The 18214-nt window shown below is 72.8% G+C and carries 14 protein-coding genes; 9 read left to right on the forward strand and 5 right to left on the reverse strand.

The window, feature by feature from the left end; genetic code table 11:
- The first annotated feature begins 130 nt into the window (after positions 1 to 130).
- Complete coding sequence (locus tag CR938_RS00325) at positions 131 to 601, forward strand: DUF4442 domain-containing protein (protein ID WP_162123082.1); 471 nt, start codon at positions 131 to 133, stop codon at positions 599 to 601.
- Here CR938_RS00325 and CR938_RS00330 read toward each other — a convergent pair.
- Positions 553 to 1929, reverse strand: a complete 1377-nt coding sequence (locus CR938_RS00330) for a hypothetical protein (protein WP_162123083.1) — start codon at positions 1927 to 1929, stop codon at positions 553 to 555. The two genes, CR938_RS00325 and CR938_RS00330, sit on opposite strands and share 49 nt — an antisense overlap.
- Before the next feature lie 65 nt (positions 1930 to 1994).
- Here CR938_RS00330 and CR938_RS00335 point away from each other — a divergent pair, with 65 nt between their 5' ends.
- The 5 genes from CR938_RS00335 (at position 1995) to CR938_RS14885 (ending at position 9149) form a co-directional block, all read left to right on the forward strand.
- The gene (locus CR938_RS00335; RefSeq protein WP_162123084.1) at positions 1995 to 2672 is read left to right on the forward strand and encodes a DUF502 domain-containing protein; all 678 of its coding nucleotides are present in this window, start codon (positions 1995 to 1997) and stop codon (positions 2670 to 2672) included.
- Positions 2673 to 2692: 20 nt separating this feature from the next.
- Positions 2693 to 3451, forward strand: coding sequence for a queuosine precursor transporter (locus CR938_RS00340; RefSeq protein ID WP_162123139.1), 759 nt, complete (start codon positions 2693 to 2695; stop codon positions 3449 to 3451).
- A 74-nt stretch (positions 3452 to 3525) separates the two neighbouring features.
- Positions 3526 to 4563, forward strand: a complete 1038-nt coding sequence (locus CR938_RS00345) for a serine hydrolase domain-containing protein (RefSeq protein WP_162123085.1) — start codon at positions 3526 to 3528, stop codon at positions 4561 to 4563.
- 95 nt (positions 4564 to 4658) lie between these two features.
- Positions 4659 to 5555, forward strand: coding sequence for an ABC transporter ATP-binding protein (locus tag CR938_RS00350; protein ID WP_162123140.1), 897 nt, complete (start codon positions 4659 to 4661; stop codon positions 5553 to 5555).
- 2595 nt (positions 5556 to 8150) lie between these two features.
- Complete coding sequence (locus CR938_RS14885; RefSeq protein ID WP_425502386.1) at positions 8151 to 9149, forward strand: M1 family aminopeptidase; 999 nt, start codon at positions 8151 to 8153, stop codon at positions 9147 to 9149.
- A gap of 48 nt (positions 9150 to 9197) precedes the next feature.
- Here the strand turns inward: CR938_RS14885 and CR938_RS00360 are convergent, their stop codons facing one another.
- Positions 9198 to 10832 carry a phytoene desaturase family protein gene (locus CR938_RS00360; RefSeq protein WP_162123087.1) on the reverse strand — a complete coding sequence of 545 codons (1635 nt, stop codon included), beginning with the start codon at positions 10830 to 10832 and terminating at the stop codon, positions 9198 to 9200.
- Positions 10833 to 10894: 62 nt separating this feature from the next.
- Positions 10895 to 12268, reverse strand: coding sequence for an MBL fold metallo-hydrolase RNA specificity domain-containing protein (locus CR938_RS00365; protein WP_162123088.1), 1374 nt, complete (start codon positions 12266 to 12268; stop codon positions 10895 to 10897).
- Positions 12269 to 12438: 170 nt separating this feature from the next.
- On the opposite strand from CR938_RS00365, the gene CR938_RS00370 reads away from it, so the two are divergent.
- On the forward strand, positions 12439 to 14499 hold the full coding sequence (locus CR938_RS00370) for a M13 family metallopeptidase (protein ID WP_162123141.1): 2061 nt from the start codon (positions 12439 to 12441) through the stop codon (positions 14497 to 14499).
- 136 nt (positions 14500 to 14635) lie between these two features.
- Positions 14636 to 16645, forward strand: a complete 2010-nt coding sequence (locus tag CR938_RS00375; RefSeq protein WP_162123089.1) for a M13-type metalloendopeptidase — start codon at positions 14636 to 14638, stop codon at positions 16643 to 16645.
- 13 nt (positions 16646 to 16658) lie between these two features.
- On the opposite strand, the gene CR938_RS00380 is transcribed toward CR938_RS00375, so the two are convergent.
- Together CR938_RS00380 and CR938_RS00385 are read right to left on the reverse strand one after the other, a co-directional pair.
- Positions 16659 to 17333, reverse strand: a complete 675-nt coding sequence (locus CR938_RS00380; RefSeq protein ID WP_162123090.1) for a rhomboid family intramembrane serine protease — start codon at positions 17331 to 17333, stop codon at positions 16659 to 16661.
- 48 nt (positions 17334 to 17381) lie between these two features.
- Entirely contained in the window at positions 17382 to 17726 is a 345-nt protein-coding gene (locus CR938_RS00385) for an MGMT family protein (RefSeq protein WP_162123091.1), read from the reverse strand.
- A gap of 43 nt (positions 17727 to 17769) precedes the next feature.
- Here CR938_RS00385 and CR938_RS00390 point away from each other — a divergent pair, with 43 nt between their 5' ends.
- Complete coding sequence (locus CR938_RS00390) at positions 17770 to 18180, forward strand: hypothetical protein (protein WP_162123092.1); 411 nt, start codon at positions 17770 to 17772, stop codon at positions 18178 to 18180.
- Positions 18181 to 18214: the final 34 nt, after the last annotated feature.

Below are 18214 nucleotides of genomic sequence, written 5' to 3' on the forward strand. Positions count from 1 at the left end.
TGGCGGCCGTCACCGGCCGGTAAAGGGTGACAGTCTAGCCCAGCGGACCCCGGCCCGGCCTGGCCGGAAGCAGCCGTACCAGTGCGTATGGTAACCTGACTGGTCCCCCGCCCCACCCCGCACCATCCCGATGAAGCCGTCCACCCTGCGCCTTGGCATGAACCTGTGGCCGCCGTTCCTGTTCTCCGGCGTGCACGTGGCGGAGATCGCCCCGGATTGGCGCTACGCGCGCGTCGAGCTGCGCCTGCGCCCGTGGAACCGCAACTACGTGGGCACCCACTTCGGCGGCAACCTGTTCGCCATGACCGACCCGTTCTGGATGCTGCTGCTCATGCACTGCCTGGGCCGGGATTACTACGTCTGGGACCGGGAGGGGCGGATCGAGTTCCTGCGCCCGGGCCGCAGCCACGTGTCTACCGAGTTCCGCATCGGCGACGCGGTGCTGGCGCAGATCCGCCAGGCCACCGCCGGCGGCGACAAGTACCTGCACTGGTTCGAGAACGACGTGGTGGACGCCGAAGGCCAGGTGGTGGCCCGGGTGCACAAGCAGGTCTACGGGCGGCGCAAGCCCGACCGCCGCCCTCGGGGCGCGGCCGGCTGAAGCCGGCTGGCCGGCAGCGGCACCGTCCAGCTGTCGGCCGCCTCCGGGCGCCGCTGCCAGTAGCGGGCGGTGCCGAGTGTGCCGGCCCGTGGATCCAGGCGCAGCGGGCGCGCCGGGCTGCGCATGGCTGCCGGCAGGCGCTCGAGGAGGACCGGTTCCACCGTCCCCTGCCCCCGCAACCAGAGCAGCGCGGCCACGGCGCGCAGCTGGGCGGCGGCGTCCTGCAGGCGCCGGGCGTATCCGGCATGGGCCGGCACGGCCACGTCCGCCGCCCGGCAGCCGACCAGGTTGGCCAGGCAGCGCAGCGGTCGGCGCGGCGGCGGCGGCGGGCCGTCCAGCGGCAGGTCCCGGGCCAGCCTGGCGCGCGCCTGCGCGCCGCAGTACCAGGCAAAGCGCGGGGCGATCCGGGCGGCGGTCAGCCCGGGGTCGAACAGCAGGCGCCCGGCCCATCCCGCCGGCCCGCTCCCCACCCCGCCGTGCTCGGCCGTGGCCGCGCGCAGGGTGCCGAGCACCATCCGTCCCTCGGCCAGCATCGCCCGGCACACGCCCTCCTCCAGCGCCAGCGGCAGGGCCACGGCGCGCGCGCAGGCCGCCGGCAGCGGATGGTCGGCCGGCAGTTCGGCCAGCATCTGCGCCAGCAGGGTGGCGTTGCTCTCCACCAGCGTGCCGCCCATGACACTGCCGGCCAGGGAGTCGCCCCCCTCAAGCAGCCGCCGCCCCAGTGCCAGGTCGGCGCAGGCGTCGGCCAGGGCCAGGTCCACCTGGCCGGCGGCGAAGCGCCATGCGGTGCGGGTGGCCAGCCGGGCCAGGCCCTGGAAGCCGGGCAACGGCAGGTCCAGGCGCGGCGGGAACGGGTTGCGGAAGTGGTCGTAGCCGCGCAGGGCCTCTGCCCGCCGGAGCAGGCCGGGGTTGCGTTCCAGCAGGTCCGCGTAGGCGGCGGGGCGGGCGCGCCCCCGCTCCAGGCAGTCCGCCGCCTGCGGCGCGCACCAGGGCGGATCGCCCTCGCGCGCGTCCTCCAGCAGCGGCCACTCGTCAAGGGCGCTGCGCCAGCGCGGCATCCCGGAGGCATCCGCACCGGCCGCGGCGTAGCGGCGCAGGTCCTCGGCCAGCAGCGGCACCTGGCGCGATTCGGGCACGTCGTGGCGGCCGGTGTAGAGGGCGGCGAAACCGTCGCGTCCCTGCGGCGGCGGCACGGGGGCCTCCAGCAGGGCCAGCGCCCGGCGCTCCTCCGGCGCCGGCCCCAGCGCCCGCGCCAGTGCGTACAGCCCGGCGGCGGCCAGCACCAGCAGCGCCAGCCCGCCGGCCAGCCGCTCGAGGCGACGCCCCATTCCGACCTCCCTTGGCCTTCCCGCGGGCCGGCAAGCTAGCAAGGCGGAAGGCTACAATCCAGCCCATGTCGCCCGCCCCCGCCGCGCCGCAGCGCGCCTCGCTGCAACGCCTGTTCCTCACCGGACTGCTGACCCTGTTGCCGCTGTGGCTGACCTGGGTGGTGATCAAGTTCGTGTTCGTGCTGCTGTCCGGGATCAGCAGCCCGTGGGTGGTGCCGGTGTCGCAGCGCATCGCCGGTTCGTTCCCGGACGCGCTGGGCTGGATCAACGCCCTGTGGGTGCAGAACACCATCGCCATGCTCGCCACCCTGCTGGTGATCCTGGGCGTGGGCGTGCTGGCGCGCCGGGTGATCGGCCAGCGCCTGCTGCACTGGCTGGAGGCGCTGATCGCGCGGGTGCCGCTGGCCAACGTGATCTACACCAGCGCGCGCAAGCTGCTGGACATCCTGCAGACCAAGCCCGGCAGCACCCAGCGCGTGGTCCTGATCGACTTCCCGCACCGGGACATGAAGTCCATCGGCCTGGTCACCCGGGTGCTGCGCGAGGAAGGCACCGGCCGCGAGCTGGCGGCGGTGTACGTGCCCACCACGCCCAACCCGACCTCGGGCTACCTGGAGGTGGTGCCGGTGGAGCAGCTCACGCCCACCGACTGGACCGTGGACCAGGCCATGGCCTTCATCATCTCCGGCGGCGCGGTGGCGCCGGACAGCATGCCCTTCACCCGGGCGGGTGAGCGCCGGTAAGCGCGCCGGCCCCGCGCACGCTGGACGACCGCGCGGTCAGGCTGTTCATCGCCCTGGCCGCGTTCTTCTGCGTCAACGCGGCGCTGGCCGAGTTCATCGGGGTCAAGATCTTCGCCCTGGAGGACACCCTCGGCTTGGCACCGCTGGAGTGGAACCTGTTCGGCCAGAGCGGCTCGCTGAGCTTCACCGCCGGCACCCTGCTGTGGCCGATCGTGTTCGTCATGACCGACACGATCAACGAGTTCTTCGGCCGCCGCGGCGTGCGCTTCATCTCCTGGCTGGCCGCCGGCCTGATCGGCTACGGCTTCCTGTTCGCCTTCGCCGCCATCGAGCTGGCGCCGGCCGGCTGGTGGCGCGAGGCCGCGCAGGCGCAGGGTGTGCCCGACTACCAGGCCGCGTTCGCCGCGGTGTTCGGCCAGGGCCTGTGGACCATCGCCGGCTCGCTGACCGCGTTCCTGGTCGGGCAGCTGATCGACGTGTCGGTGTTCCACCGCATCCGCCGCGCCACCGGCGAGCGCCACGTATGGCTGCGCGCCACCGGCTCGACCGCGGTCTCACAGCTGGTGGACAGCTTCGTGGTGATCTGGATCGCCTTCGTGCTCGGCCCGCAGAAGTGGCCCACCTCGCTGTTCCTGGCGGTGAGCACGCTCAACTACGCGTACAAGATGGCCTGCGCGGTCGCGCTGATCCCGCTGCTGTACCTGATGCGGCGCGGCATCCAGGCCTACCTCGGCCCGGAGCGGGCGCGCCAGCTGCGCGAGCAGGCCGCCGCGGCCTGACCCCATCTTCCGGCACATCGCCGCGGCCGCCGCGCCGGGCTAAGTTGCCGGCAACGACGGCCCGGAGGCTACCGATGCTGCGACTGCTGCCCCTGCTGATGCTCGCCGGCGCGCCCGCGCCGGACACCGCCATGGAACGGCTGGAAGCGCTCATGCGCGATTACCGGGGCCAGGTGCCTGGCGCCTCGGTGCTGGTGCTGCGCGACGGCCAGCCGCTGGTGCGGCGCGGCTGGGGCCTGGCCGACCTGGAGGCCGGCATCCCGGCCGGCCCGCACACCAACTACCGGCTGGCCTCGGTGACGAAGCAGTTCACCGCCGCCGCGGTGCTGCTGCTGGCCGAGGACGGCCGCCTGTCCCTGGACGATCCGGTCAGGCGCTGGCTGCCCTCGCTGCCGCCGGCCGCCGACGCGGTGACCCTGCGCCACCTGCTCAGCCACACCTCCGGCCTGGTGGACTACGAGGACGTGATGCCGGAGGGCCAGGACCGGCAGGTGCACGACGCCGACGTGCTGCGCCTGCTCGAAGGCCAGGACCGCACCTGCTTCCCGCCCGGCTCCGCCTACCGCTACAGCAACAGCGGCTACGCCCTGCTGGCGCTGGTGGTCGAACGCGCCTCCGGGCTGGACTTCGCCACCTTCCTGCGCCGGCGCATCTTCCGGCCGCTGGGCATGGCCGGCACCGTCGCCCACCGCGAGGGCGTGGACGTGGTCGCGCACCGCGCCTGGGGCTACAGCCTGGTGGACGGGGTCTGGGTGCGCACCGACCAGAGCCCGACCAGCGCGGTGCTGGGCGACGGCGGCATCTACTCCAACCTCGACGACCTGGCGCGCTGGGACGCGGCGCTGTACGACGACCGCCTGCTGCGCCCGGAGTCGCTGGCGCTGATGTTCTCCCCGGCCACCGCCACGGACGAGCCGGACGTGCCGCACTACGGCTTCGGCTGGCGCCTGAACGGCGACAGCGTCTGGCACAGCGGCGAGACCATCGGCTTCCGCAACGTGATCGTGCGCTGGCCGCGGCAGCGGCTGACCGTGGTCGTGCTGACCAACCGCAACGACCCGGAGCCCTACCCGCTGGCGCTGGCCATCGGCCGCCTGTTCGGCGCGCCCTGACCCTGGGAATTTCCGGACCATCGGCCGCGCCTTCCGCCGATGGTGCCGCCGACACGTACGCCCCACCCTTTCCCGGCTTCCAAGGAGGATGACGGATACTCCAGATCCGTTCGCTGTCCAAGACCTACGCCAACGGCGTGCAGGCGCTCAAGGACGTTTCGCTCGACATCCCGCGCGGCATGTTCGGCCTGCTCGGCCCCAACGGCGCCGGCAAGTCCACGCTGATGCGGACCATCGCCACGCTGCAGGATCCCGATTCCGGCAGCATCACCCTCGACGGCCTGGACGTGCTGGCCCACAAGGAGCAGGCGCGCAAGCGCCTGGGCTACCTGCCGCAGGACTTCGGTGTCTACCCGAAGGTCTCGGCCGAGGCCATGCTCGACCACCTGGCGGTGCTCAAGGGCATCACCGCCCGCGGCGAGCGCCGCGAGCTGGTGCAGGCGCTGCTGCAGCAGGTCAACCTGTGGAACGTGCGCAAGCGCAAGCTCGGCACCTTCTCCGGCGGCATGCGCCAGCGCTTCGGCATCGCCCAGGCGCTGATCGGCCAGCCCTCGCTGATCATCGTGGACGAGCCCACCGCCGGCCTCGACCCTGAGGAGCGCAACCGCTTCCTCAACCTGCTGGCCGAAATCGGCGAGAACACCGTGGTGATCCTGTCCACCCACATCGTCGAGGACGTGACCGACCTGTGTCCGCGGATGGCCATCATCGCCGCCGGCCAGGTGCGCCTGGCCGGCGAGCCGCGCGAGGCGATCCGCTCGCTCGAGGGCCGCGTCTGGCGCAAGCGCGTGGAGAAGGAGGAGCTGGACCGGCTGGTCCACGAGCACGCCGTGCTGTCCACCCGCCTGGTCGCCGGCAAGCCGGTGGTCCACGTCCTGGCCGACGCCAACCCGGGCGAGGGCTTCGACGCGGTGCCGGCCAGCCTGGAGGACGTGTACTTCGGCGAGCTGCGCAGGGCGGCCCTGGCTTCCACCCCTGCGAAGGCGGCCTGAGCCATGCTGCGCCACATCCTTGCCTTCGAGGGCCGGCTGCTGCTGCGCAACGGCGTGTTCTGGATCGTGCTGGCGGTGTTCGGGCTGATCGGCTTCACCGCGATGGCCTCGGAGAACGTCAGCTTCGGCGGCGGCGTCGGCAACATCCTGCGCAACGCGCCCGCGGTGGTGATCGCGCTGCTGGGCGGCTTCAGCGTGCTGAGCGTGCTGCTGTCCACCATCTTCGTGGCGGGCATCGCCCTGCGTGACTTCGAGCAGCGCACCGGCGAGCTGTTCTTCTCCACGCCACTGCGCAGGCGCGACTACCTGCTGGGCCGCTTCGGCGGCGGCTTCCTGGCCAGCCTGGCCATCATGCTGGCCGCCGCCGGCCTGTGGCTGGGCAGCCTGATGCCGTGGCTGGACCAGGAGCGGCTTGGACCGACGCCCTGGGCGGCCTTCGCCTGGTCGTTCGCGGTGCTTGTGGTCCCCAACTTGCTGTTCCTGTCGGCGCTGCAGTTCCTGCTGGCGGTGGCCACGCGCTCGATGCTGCACACCTACATCGGCGCGATCGCCTTCCTCGTGCTGTGGACGGCGTCCGACTCGCTGGTATCCGACCTGGACAGCCGCTGGATCGGCGCCCTGGTCGACCCGTCCGGCGGCAACGCCTTCTCCGAGCACATCCGTTACTGGTCCGCCGCCCAGTACAACAGCCAGCTGCCGGAGCTGGGCGGCCTGCTGCTGGGCAACCGCCTGCTCTGGCTGGGCATGGCGGTGCTGCTGCTGGTGCTGGCCTTCCGCCTGTTCCGCACCGACCGCGAGGGTCTGGTGCTGCGCCGGCGCAAGGCCGACGCCGGAGCGGCCGCCCCCGCCGCCGCCCCGGCGGCCGCCGCCACGCTGCGCCTGCCCANCGTACAGGTGCGCGAGGGCCCCGCCGCGCGCTGGACCCAGTACCTGCGCCTGGCCCTGTTCGACCTGCGCGCCGCGCTGCTGGGCGCACCGTTCCTGGTGATGCTGGTCCTGGGCCTGCTGGTGATCTTCACCGCGCTGCAGTTCGGCTCCAGCCTGTTCGGCACCGACGTCTATCCGGTGACCCGGCAGATGCTGCAGACCATCAACAACGCCATGGGCGTGTTCCTGGTGGTCGTGGTGACCTTCTACGCCGGCGAGCTGGTCTGGCGCGAGCGCGCCGGCCGCGTGGCCGAGGCCACCGACGCCATCGCCCTGCCCGACTGGGTGCCGCTGGCCTCGAAGATGACCGCACTGGTGGGCCTGGTGCTGGCCATGTTCGTGGCCGGCGCCCTGTTCACCGTGCTCTGGCAGCTGGGCCATGGCTTCACCGCCATCGAACCGGGCCTGTACCTGAAGGGCATCGCCCTGGCGGCGATCCCGTTCGTGCTGCTGGCGGCGCTGGCCCTGTTCCTGCAGGTCGTGACCGGCAACAAGTTCGTCGGCTACCTGCTGATGATCGTGTACCTGGTCGCGGACGCGGCCCAGTCCATGCTGCACTTCGACCACGTCCTGTATGCCTACGCCTCGGCGACGCCGCTGCCGTACTCGGACATGAACGGCTACGGCCACTTCCTGGCGCCGTACCTGACCGTGAACGCTTACTGGGCGGCGCTGGCACTGGCCCTGCTGGTGGTGGCGGCGCTGTTCTGGCCGCGTGGCACCTCGCTGGCCTGGCGCGACCGCCTGCGCCAGGCCCGGGCCCGCCTGCGTGCGCCGGCGGCGGCCACGCTGGCCGTCTCCCTGCTGGCCTTCGCCGGCCTGGGCGGCTGGATCTTCTACAACACCAACGTGCTCAACGAGTACGTGCCGGGCGACCTGGCCGAGGAACGCGCGGCCGACTACGAGAAGAAGTACCGCCGCTACAAGGACCTGGCGCAGCCGCGCATCGCCTCGATCCGCGCGGACGTGGACATCTTCCCGGAGGAGCGCCGGCTGGAAATCCGCGGCCGCTACCGCCTGGAGAACCGCACCGGCGCGCCGGTGGACGAGCTGCACGTGCGGGTGGATCCGCGCCACCAGGTACGCCGGCTGGAGTTCGGCCCGCACACCGTGGCCAGCGCCGACGAGGTGCACGGCTATACCATCTACCGCCTGGCCGAGCCGCTGACCCCCGGCGCGTCCATGGACTTCGCCTTCGAGCTGTCCGTGCGCCCGGAGGGATTCCCGGTGGACGGCGGCGGCACCCGGGTGGTGTACAACGGCTCGTTCTTCAACAACCACGCCGTGCTGCCGCAGTTCGGCTACGACGAAGGCCGGCAGCTACAGGACCGCAACAAGCGCCGCAAGCACGGCCTGCCGGAACTGCCGCGGATGAACCCGATCGACGACCCGGCCGGCCGCAACGCGAACGTCCTGGATGCCGCCGCCGACTGGGTGGAGTTCGAGACCGTGGTCTCGACCTCGTCGGGGCAGATCGCGCTGGCGCCGGGCTACCTGCAGCGCACCTGGGAGGAGAACGGCCGCCGCTGCTACCACTACAGGTCCGAGGCGCGCGTGCTGCCGTTCTTCTCGTGGCTGTCGGCCGACTGGAAGGTGGTGCGCGACCGCTGGAACGACGTGGCCATCGAGGTCTACCACCACCCCGCCCACGCCTGGAACGTGCCGCGGATGGTCGAGGCGACGAAGAAGTCGCTGGACTACTTCACCCGCAACTTCTCGCCGTACCAGTTCCGCCAGTTCCGCATCCTGGAGTTCCCGGGCTACCAGTCGTTCGCCCAGGCCTTCGCCGGCACCATCCCGTACTCGGAGTCGATCGGCTTCATCGCCGACCTCCGCGACGAGGACGACATCGACTACGTGTTCTACGTCACCGCGCACGAGGCCGCGCACCAGTGGTGGGCGCACCAGGTACTCCCGGCCAACGTGCAGGGTGCAACCATGCTGGCCGAGTCGCTGGCGCAGTACTCGGCGCTGATGGTGATGGAGCGGGAGTACGGCCCGCGGCAGATGCGCCGCTTCCTCAAGTACGAGCTGGACCAGTACCTGACCAACCGCGCCACCGAGCGGGTGCAGGAGCTGCCGCTGGCCCTGAACGAGAACCAGCAGTACATCCATTACCGCAAGGGTTCGGTGGTGTTCTACGCGCTGCGCGACGCCATCGGCGAGGAGCGTCTGAACGCCATCCTGGCCGAGTTCCTGCAGCAGTGGGCGTTCAAGGGCCCGCCCTACCCGACCACACGCGACTTCCTCGACCTGCTGTACGCACGCACCGAGCCCCGGCACCATCCGTTCATCCGCGACCTGTTCGAGCGGATCGTGTTCTGGAACCACCGCACCACGCGGGCCGAAGCGCGCAAGCGCGAGGACGGCAAGTACGTGGTGACGCTCCAGGTGCACGCGGAGAAGGTCTCCACCGACGGCAAGGGCAAGGAGACCCAGGAGCCAGTGGACGTGCTGGTGGACATCGGCGTGTTCGCCCGCCCGCCGGGCGGCGGCGAGGCCGACGAGAAGGTCCTGTACCTGGCCAAGCACCGCATCACCCAGGCGGAGACCACGCTGGAGCTGGTGGTGGACGAGCTGCCGTACGAGGCCGGCATCGACCCGTACAACAAGCTCATCGACCGCTCCTCCGGCGACAACCGCCGAAGGGTCACCCTGGTGCAATGACCCCGGACCGGCCCCGCCACGCACGGGGCCGGTTCTTTCGCCTCCGCCTCACGCGGGCGTGCGGGCGCCGCGGCGGCCCCGACGCAGGTCGGCGGTCACCACCCGCGCGGCGTTGTGTCCCGGCGCGCCGGTGACGCCGCCGCCGGGATGGGTGCCGGAACCGCACAGGTACAGCCCCGGAATGGCGCCGCGGTAGCCGGCCTGACCCAGCATGGGCCGCGCCGAGAACAGCTGGTTCAGGCTCAGCGCGCCGTGGAAGATGTCGCCACCGACCAGGCCGAACTCGCGCTCCAGGTCCAGCGGCGAGAGCACCTGCCGGCCCAGCACCGAGGCCGCGAAGCCCGGCGCGTAGCGGTCCACCGTGGCGATCATCAGGTCGGCCACCTCCTCGCGGTGGTCGTCCCAGCTGCGCCCATCGGGCAGCTGCGGGGCCACGTGCTGGCAGAACAGGCTGGCCACGTGCCGGCCCGGTGGCGCCAGCGAGTCGTCCAGGGTCGAGGGGATCAGCATCTCCACGATCGGCTCGCGCGACCAGCCGTGCTCCCGCGCGTCCCGCCAGGCCCGGTCCATGTAGTCCAGGCTGGGGGCCAGGATGATGCCGGCGGCGAGGTGCTCGCCCGCGCCCGGCAGCGCGGTGAAATCCGGCAGCCGCGACAGCGCCACGTTCATGCGGAAGGTGCCGGAGCCGCAGCGCCAGTGGCGCATGCGCTCGCGCACCGGCTCGGGCACCGCCCCGGCCGGCAGCAGCTGCTCGTACAGCAGCTTGGGATTGACGTTGGCCACCACCGCGCGGGCACGCAGCGTACGGCCGTCCTCGGTGGCCACGCCCACCACGCGACCGCCCTCCACCAGCACCTCGCGCACACCGGCCCCGATGAGCACGGTGACGCCGGCGGCCTGCGCCGCGCGCGCCATGGCCCGGGTGATCGCGCCCATGCCGCCGATGGCGTGGCCCCAGGCGCCCTTGACCCCGTTGGCCTCGCCGAACACGTGGTGCAACAGCACGTAGCCGGTGCCGGGGTGGTACGGGCTGGCGTAGTTGCCCACTACGCCGTCGAAGCCGAACAGGGCCTTGATCGGGGCGCTCTCGAACCACCGGTCCAGGTATTCGGCCGCCGACACGGTGAACAGGTCCAGCAGGTCCTGGCGCAGCGCCGGCTCCAGCGCGTGCAGACCGCGCCCCAGCCGGGCGGCGCGCAGCAGCTCCGGCAGGGCCTGCCACCAGCCGCCGTCGGTGACGTTGGGTGGCGGCTGCAGGGCCAGGGCGCGCAGCACGTCGGCGATCGCCTCCAGCCGCGCCGAGTACAGCGGCAGCGCCGCGGCGTCGCGCCGCGAGAACTTCGCCACCTCCGCCCGGGTCCTGCCCGCGCCGGTGAGCAGGTAGCCACCGTCCGGCAGCGGCAGGAAGTTGTCGCGCGGGCGCCGCACGATGCGCAGGCCGTGGCCGTGCAGGTCCAGGTCCTCGATCACCTTCCGCTGCAGCAGGGAGACGGTGTAGGAGGCCACCGAGTTGCGGAAGCCCGGGAAGAACTCCTCGGTCACCGCCGCGCCGCCGACCATCTGACGGCGCTCGAGCACGGTCACCTCCAGCCCGGCGCGCGCCAGGTAGAAGGCGCACACCAGGCCGTTGTGGCCACCGCCGACCAGCACCACGTCCTGCGTTCGTGAACCGGACCGTGCCATCCGTCCTCCGCCGTGGGTACCACGCCGGCACGTTACCGCAAGCGCCGGCCGCGGGCAGCGGGCTATACCGCCAAGCGCATCCCCGGCCGCGCCAGCGTGGCCTGGACGCCGTGCCGGCGGCGGAGCTCGGCGGCCAGCGCCTCGCGGGCCGGATCCTCGCCGTGGACCAGGGCCAGCGGCGGCGTGCCGCGGAACTGCCCGTACCACTCCAGCAGGCCCGCCTGGTCGGTGTGCGCGGACAGCCCGCCGATGGTGTGCACCTGCGCCCGCACCCGGTACTCCTGGCCGTGGATGCGCACCCACGGCACCCGTTCCACCAGCTTGCGCCCCAGTGTGCCTTCGGCCTGGTAGCCGACGATCACCACGTGGGTGTCGTCGCGCTCGATGCGGTGGCGGAGGTGGTGCAGGATGCGGCCGCCGTTGGCCATGCCCGAACCGGCGATCACGATCACGCCGTTGTGCAGCACGTTGATCGCGCGCGACTCGTCACTGCTGTCGGTCAGGCGCAGGTTGGGCAGGCGGAACGGCGAGGGCCGGCGCCGCCACACCGCCCGCGCCTGCTCGTCGAACAGTTCCTGGTGGCGCTCGTACACCTCCACCACCCTTCCGGCCATCGGGCTGTCCAGGAAGATGCGCCAGCGCGCCAGCCCCCACTCGTCCCAGTAGCGCGCGAACCAGTACAGCAGCTCCTGGCTGCGGCCCACGGCGAAGGCCGGGATCAGCACGCTGCCGCCCTCCGCCCAGGCCTGGGCGAACACCGCGCCGAGCTCGCGCACGGTGGCGGCGCGGTCGCGGTGGCGGCGGTCGCCGTAGGTGGACTCCATCAGCACCAGATCGGCCTCGGCGACGGCTTCCGGATCGCGCAGGATCGGCGTGCCCTTCGGCCCCAGGTCGCCGGAGAACACCAGCTTGCGGCCGTCGGCCCACAGCTCGACGATGGACGAGCCGAGGATGTGCCCGGCGTCGCGCAGGGCCAGCTCCACCCCAGGCAGGATCGGCGTGCGTGCGCCGTAGTCCAGCGGCCGCAGCAGCGGCAACACCCGGGCCACGTCCTCGCGGGTGAACAGCGGCGCCTGCGGCGGCTCGTCGTCCTCGCGCCGGCGGTTGGCGCGCTCGGCATCGGCCTCGGCCAGCGAGGCCGCGTCCAGCAGCATCACCGGCAGCAGGTCGGCCGTGGCCCGCTGCAGCCAGATGGGGCCGCGGAAGCCGCGCTTGACCAGCAGCGGCACCCGCCCCACGTGGTCGATGTGGGCGTGGCTGAGGACCAGCCCGTCCACGCCGGCCGGGTCGAACGGGAAGGCCCCTGCGTTGCGCGCCTCCAGCTCGCGCCGGCCCTGCAGCAGCCCGCAGTCCAGCAGCAGGCGCCGGCCGGCCGCCTCGACCAGGTGCATGGAACCGGTGACCTCGCCCGCCGCGCCGTGGAATTCGACCAGCATCGCGCTCCCTCCCCAGGACCTGCCGCCCATTGTGCATGCATGACCTCCGGCAGTGCCGGCCTGCCCGGACGCGGGCGTACAGTCGCCCGATGCGCCCCGACCGGGGTGCCTGACCATGCCCGCACCCCGGGCCGGAGGACCCGCAAGTGAACATCCGCAAACCCCAGATCCTGCTGATGCCGCTGGCCATCGCCGCGGCCCTGGCCGCCTGCTCCAAGCAGGACGCGGCCACCACCGCCGCCGAGCCGGCGGCCCTGACCCTGGACGAGAGCAAGCTCCCGCCGGTCAACCGCTTCAGCATCGACGACCTGGACCCGGGCATCGACGCCTGCACCGACTTCGGCGCCTACGCCAACGGCAAGTGGCTGGCCGCCAACCCGATCCCCGGCGACCGCACCAGCTGGGGCGCGTTCGAGATGCTGGACGAGCGCTCCACCGCCGTGCAGCACCAGCTGGCCGAGCAGGCTGCCGCCGACACCGCCGCCACCGGCGTGAAGAAGATCGTCGGCGACATCTGGGCCACCGGCATGGACGAGGCCAGGATCAATGCCCAGGGCATCGAGCCGCTGGCCGCCGAGCTGGCCGCGATCGACGCGCTGGCCGACGGTGCCGCCATCGCCGAGTACCTGCGCACCACCGCGGCCAAGGGCGGCGGCTTCCTGATCGACTTCGCCGCCGAGCCGGACTTCCAGAATCCGGAGATCAACATCGCCTACGCCTCCCAGGGCGGCCTGGGCCTGCCGGACAGCAAGTACTACTTCGACGCCGACAAGCAGGCCATCCGCGAGGCCTACGTGGCCCACATCGCCAAGGTGCTGGAGCTGTCGGGCGTGCCGGCCGACGAGGCGGCCAGGCAGGCGGCCGACGTGATGGCCTTCGAGACGCGCCTGGCCAAGGTCTCCAAGTCCCGCGAGGAGCTCTCGCGCGACGTGTCGCTGTTCTACAACCTCGTCGAGGTGGCCGAGGCCGACAAGCTGACCCCGAACTTCCCGTGGTCGCGCTTCTTCGAGTCGCAGGGCGTGGCCGTGCCGGAGAAGTTCTCCCTGGCCATCCCCGACTTCCACCGCGAGGTGGACAAGGCGCTGGCCGACACCGACCCGGCCGTGTGGCGCGCCTACCTGCGCTTCCACACCGTGGACGGCGCCTCGCCGTTCCTGAGCGACGCCTTCGTCGAGGAGAACTTCAACTTCTACTCCAAGACCCTGCGTGGCCAGAAGGAGATGCGCCCGCGCTGGAAGCGCGTGCTGGGCACGATCAACATGCTGGCCGGCGAGGCGCTGGGCCAGCTGTACGTGCAGGTGGCCTTCCCGCCGGAGTCCAAGGCCAAGATGGAGGCCCTGGTCGCCAACCTGGGCGATGCGCTGAAGGCGCGCATCGAGAACCTGGAGTGGATGAGCGAGGAGACCAAGGCCAAGGCCCTGGCCAAGCAGGCCGGCTTCACCGCCAAGATCGGCTACCCGGACAAGTGGCGTGACTGGACCGGCCTGCAGACCGGCCGCGACAGCTACCTGGCCAACGTGCTGGCCGCGCGCGAGTTCAACTACCGCTGGAACATCGCCAAGATCGGCCAGCCGGTGGACCGCGACGAGTGGGGCATGTCGCCGCAGACGGTCAACGCCTACTACAGCCCGCTGCGCAACGAGATCGTGTTCCCGGCCGCCATCCTGCAGCCGCCGTTCTTCGATCCGGAGGCCACCGACGAGATGAACTACGGCGGCATCGGCGCGGTGATCGGCCACGAGATGACCCACGGCTACGACGACCAGGGCAGCCGCTTCGGGCCGACCGGCAAGTTCGAGAACTGGTGGACCGACGAGGACGCCGCCGGCTTCAAGGCCCGCACCGGCAAGCTGATCGCGCAGTTCGACGGCTACACCACCGCCGACGGCCTGAAGGTCAACGGCCGCCACACCCTGGGCGAGAACATCGCCGACCTGGGCGGCCTGGCCACGGCCTACGACGCGATGAAGAAGGCCACCGAGGGCACGCCGGACCCGATGACCGACGGCCTGACCCGCGACCAGCGCTTCTTCCTCAACTGGGCCACGGTGTGGCGCCGCAACTTCACTCCGGAGGAGCTGAAGAACCGCATCGCCACCGACGAGCACGCCCCGGCGCAGTTCCGCGCCATCGGCGCCCCGTCGAACCTGCCGGCCTTCGCCGCCGCCTTCCAGTGCAAGCCGGGCCAGCCCATGGTCCGCACCGGCGAGGACCAGGTGGTGATCTGGTAAGCGGCACCGCCGCCGCGACACCCGCGCGAGGCCCGGCTCCGTCCGGGCCTTGCTTTTTCCGGGCCGCGCCGGCGTGGACGGGGCCGTGCGGGGCGGTTGCTACACTCCGCCCACCTCCCGGGCACCGGTGCCGCCGATGACGACCAGGATCCGCCCGCTTGCCCTCGCCCTGGGCCTCGGCCTGGCCGTCGCCGCCGCCAGCCCCGATGCCGGAGCGCAGCGCAAGCGCGCCGGCCGCGCGCCCGCCGCGCCGGCACAGTGCACCGACTTCTACGCCCAGGCCAATGCCGACTGGCTGCAGGCCCACCCGGCGTCGGCGCCCGACGCGGCCGCCAGCGCCCTGGCCGGGCTGGCCGAGCGCGCCCTGCAGCAGCAGCGGGAGCTGCTGGAGGAGGCCATGCGCGCACCGCGCAACGAGGTGCAGAAGCTGCTGGGCGACTTCTGGGCCAGCGGCCTGGACGAGGCCGCTGTGGAGGCCGACGGTTCCCGTCCCATCGCGCCGCTGCTGTCGCGCATCGACGCCATCCGCCGCTCCAGGGACGTGCCGGCGGCCATCGCCGCCCTGCACCAGGTCGGCATCCCGGTGGCCTTCAACTTCGCCCCGGACGTGGACCTGCGGGCGCTGGACCGGCACATCGGCTACTTCCTGCAGGGCGGCACGGGGCTGCCCGACCCGGCCTTCTACACCCGCGACGACGCCGACACCCGCGCCCTGCGCGGGCGCTACCGCGGCTACGTCCGCCAGATCCTGGCCCTGACCGGCACCCCGCCGGCACGGCTGGACGCCGACGTGGACGCGGTCCTGGAGATCGAGACGGCCATCGCCCGCAAGGCGCAGCCGGCGGCCGACCTGACCGACCCGTTCCGCACCTACGCCCCGGTGCCGGTGGCCGAGCTGGCCCGGCGCTACCGCAACCTGCAGCTGGGCGCCTTCCTCGGGGCCCAGGGGGTGGAGAACGACCTGGTCTCGCTGCCGGACCCGGCCCTGTTCGCCGAGCTGGACGCCATGGTCCAGCGGGTCCGCCCCGAGCCATGGCAGGCCTACCTGCGCTGGCGCGTGGGCGATGCCATGGCCCCGTACCTGTCGCGCAGCTTCCGCGAAGCCAGCTTCGCCTTCCGCGGCCAGGTCCTGGCCGGGCAGCCGGAGCCGCCGCCGCGCTGGCTGCAGGTGCTGGAGGCGATCAACACCGCCGCCGGCCCGATGCTGGGCCGCGAGTACGCCGCCCGCCACATGTCCGCCGAGGCGCGGGCGCTGGCCCTGCGCACCGCCGCGCAGGTGCACCAGGCGCAGCTGGCCGCGCTGGAGCACGCCGCCTGGCTCGGCCCGGAGGCCCGGGCCGAGGCCCGCGCCAAGCTGCAGGCCCTGGAGATCGAGGTCGGCACCCCGCGCCGCGACCTGGACTACACGGTGCAGCCGATGGGCCGCGGCAGCTTCGGCGGCAACATGCTCATCGCCTCCACCTGGCGCCATCGCGAGGAGATGCGCCGGATCGGCAAGGGCAACGCCGAGCGCCGCTGGGACATGCTGCCGCAGCAGCCGGCCCTGGCCTACGACCTGGCCCAGAACCGCCTGATCGTCACCGCCGCGGTGTTGCAGCCGCCAGTGTTCGACCCCGCCGATCCGGCCACCGTGTACGGCGCCTTCGCCGCCCTGGTCGGCAACCAGCTGACCCGCGCGGTGGACGGGCGCGGCGCCCGGGTGGATGCCGGCGGCGCGCTGCGCGACTGGTGGACGCCGGCCGAACGCGCCGCCTGGGCGCGGCTGGGCGAGCGCCTGGCCGCGCAGCTGGCCGCCCAGGACTCCCCCGGCGTGCCGGGCGCCAAGGTCGACGGCGGGCGGGTCAAGGACGAGACCCTGGCCGACCTGGCGGGCCTGGAGCTGGCCTGGCAGGCCTGGTCGGCCGCGCATCCCCAGGCCGACCAAGCGGAGCACCAGGCCTTCTTCCGCGCCTGGGCGCGGCTGTGGGCGCAGCAGGCGGGCGGAAACGTGGCCGCCGGGCGCCTGGCCGCGGACATCCACGCCCCCGGCCCGCTGCGCAGCAACGTGCCGCTGGCCAACCTGCCGGCCTTCGCCACGGTCTGGGGCTGCCAGCCCGGCCAGCCGATGCGGATGCCGGAGGCCGGGCAGGTCCGGGTCTGGCGCTGAGCCGCCGGCCTGCCTACTTCACCCGGCGCAGGTAGGGCGGCCCGCCGCGCCGGCGGCCGCCGCCGAACGGCGGCTGCCCGCGCCAGTAGCGGATCACCAGCCAGCCGAACAGCATCCCGCCCAGGTGGGCGAAATGGGCCACGCCCGGCTGCAGGCCGGTGAAGCCCAGCAGCAGGGTGATCAGGCCGAACACGATGACGAAGGTCCGCGCCCGCATCGGGATCGGCGGGAACAGCAGCATGACCCGCTGGTTGGGGAACAGCATGCCGTAAGCCAGCAGCAGGCCGAACACGCCGCCGGAGGCGCCCAGGGTCGGATAGGCCGGGCCGCCCTGGCGGACCATCCACCAGCCCACCGCCAGCTGGCACAGGCCGGCGCCGGCCACGCAGATCAGGTAGTAGGCCAGGAAGCGGCGGCTGCCCCAGGTCAGCTCCAGCGGCGCGCCGAACATGTACAGGGCCAGCATGTTGAACAACAGGTGGCCGAAGCCGCCATGCAGGAAGCCGTAGGTCAGCAGCTGCCAGGGCTGGAAGTTCTGCGCCGGGGTGAACGGGTCGAAGCCCAGGGCGCTGGGCGGCCACAGCATGAAGGGGTCGAAGGTGGCCGGCCCCAGAAGCAGCTGCAGCAGGAACAGGGCCACGTTGGCCACCAGCAGCCCGCGGGTGGCGGAAGGCAGTCGCGAGAGCATCCGCGGCATCCGTGAATGTGGACGCCCATCATACCGGCCGCCGGTCGCCTACGGATCGGGGGGGGCCCACAGCACCGCGTCCAGGTCCCGCGGCGCGGCCGGACGCCGCACCCGGCCGCGCTCCACCACCAGGCCTTCGGCGCGCAGGCGGCGGCACTGCTCGTGCCAGCCCGGCGAGCCTTCCGGGAAGGCGATGCGCCCGTCCGCGCGCACCACCCGGTGCCAGGGCAGGTCCGGATCGGTGTTGCCGGCCAGCACCCGCGCCGCCAGACGTGCGCGCCCGGGCAGGCCGGCGCGGCGGGCGACCTCGCCATAGCCGGCCACCTGCCCGCGCGGGATGGCGCGGACCACGGCCAGCAGGCGTTCGGCGGCGTTGGCGGACCGGGCGGGCATCTGCCGCTAGCATAGCCCCGAGCCCCGTCCGAGGGGCCCCGCCATGCGCAGCTTCGAGCACGTCCGCGGCCACCTGGCCGCAGCCGGATTCCGGCTGACCCTGCAGGAGCCGTACGTGACCTGCGTGGAGCTGTCGCTGCAGGGCGGCACCCGCCACCAGTCCATCTTCGTCGGCGAGCTGGAGGGCGAGGACGGCCGCCCGCTGCTGCGGGTGAGCACCCCGGTGGGTCCGGCCGCGGGCGTGGACCCGCTGCGCGCCCTGGCCTTCAACTGGCACAGCCGCACCGGATACCTGGCGGTGGCCGACCTGGACGGGGAGCCCTACCTGCAGCTGTGCGAGAACCGCCCCTACGAGTGCCTCACCCCGGCCGAGCTGGAGCGGCTGGTGCTGGAGATCGGCGGCCTGGGCGACCGCATGGAGCGGGAACTGTCGGCCGACGGGGACATGCTCTAGGCAGGCGCCGCGCGGCTGGGCCCGCCCCGCACGG

Source organism: Pseudoxanthomonas taiwanensis (assembly GCF_010093135.1).
GTDB classification, from domain to species: domain Bacteria; phylum Pseudomonadota; class Gammaproteobacteria; order Xanthomonadales; family Xanthomonadaceae; genus Pseudoxanthomonas; species Pseudoxanthomonas taiwanensis.

What these genes read in the sequence shown, in the direction of transcription:
- CR938_RS00325 (WP_162123082.1), top strand. Translation starts at nt 131, where the DNA reads ATGAAGCCGTCCACCCTGCGCCTTGGCATGAACCTGTGGCCGCCGTTC.
- CR938_RS00330 (WP_162123083.1), bottom strand. Translation starts at nt 1,929, where the DNA reads ATGGGGCGTCGCCTCGAGCGGCTGGCCGGCGGGCTGGCGCTGCTGGTG.
- CR938_RS00335 (WP_162123084.1), top strand. Translation starts at nt 1,995, where the DNA reads ATGTCGCCCGCCCCCGCCGCGCCGCAGCGCGCCTCGCTGCAACGCCTG.
- CR938_RS00345 (WP_162123085.1), top strand. Translation starts at nt 3,526, where the DNA reads ATGCTGCGACTGCTGCCCCTGCTGATGCTCGCCGGCGCGCCCGCGCCG.
- CR938_RS14885 (WP_425502386.1), top strand. Translation starts at nt 8,151, where the DNA reads ATGGTCGAGGCGACGAAGAAGTCGCTGGACTACTTCACCCGCAACTTC.
- CR938_RS00360 (WP_162123087.1), bottom strand. Translation starts at nt 10,832, where the DNA reads ATGGCACGGTCCGGTTCACGAACGCAGGACGTGGTGCTGGTCGGCGGT.
- CR938_RS00365 (WP_162123088.1), bottom strand. Translation starts at nt 12,268, where the DNA reads ATGCTGGTCGAATTCCACGGCGCGGCGGGCGAGGTCACCGGTTCCATG.
- CR938_RS00375 (WP_162123089.1), top strand. Translation starts at nt 14,636, where the DNA reads ATGACGACCAGGATCCGCCCGCTTGCCCTCGCCCTGGGCCTCGGCCTG.
- CR938_RS00380 (WP_162123090.1), bottom strand. Translation starts at nt 17,333, where the DNA reads ATGCTCTCGCGACTGCCTTCCGCCACCCGCGGGCTGCTGGTGGCCAAC.
- CR938_RS00385 (WP_162123091.1), bottom strand. Translation starts at nt 17,726, where the DNA reads ATGCCCGCCCGGTCCGCCAACGCCGCCGAACGCCTGCTGGCCGTGGTC.
- CR938_RS00390 (WP_162123092.1), top strand. Translation starts at nt 17,770, where the DNA reads ATGCGCAGCTTCGAGCACGTCCGCGGCCACCTGGCCGCAGCCGGATTC.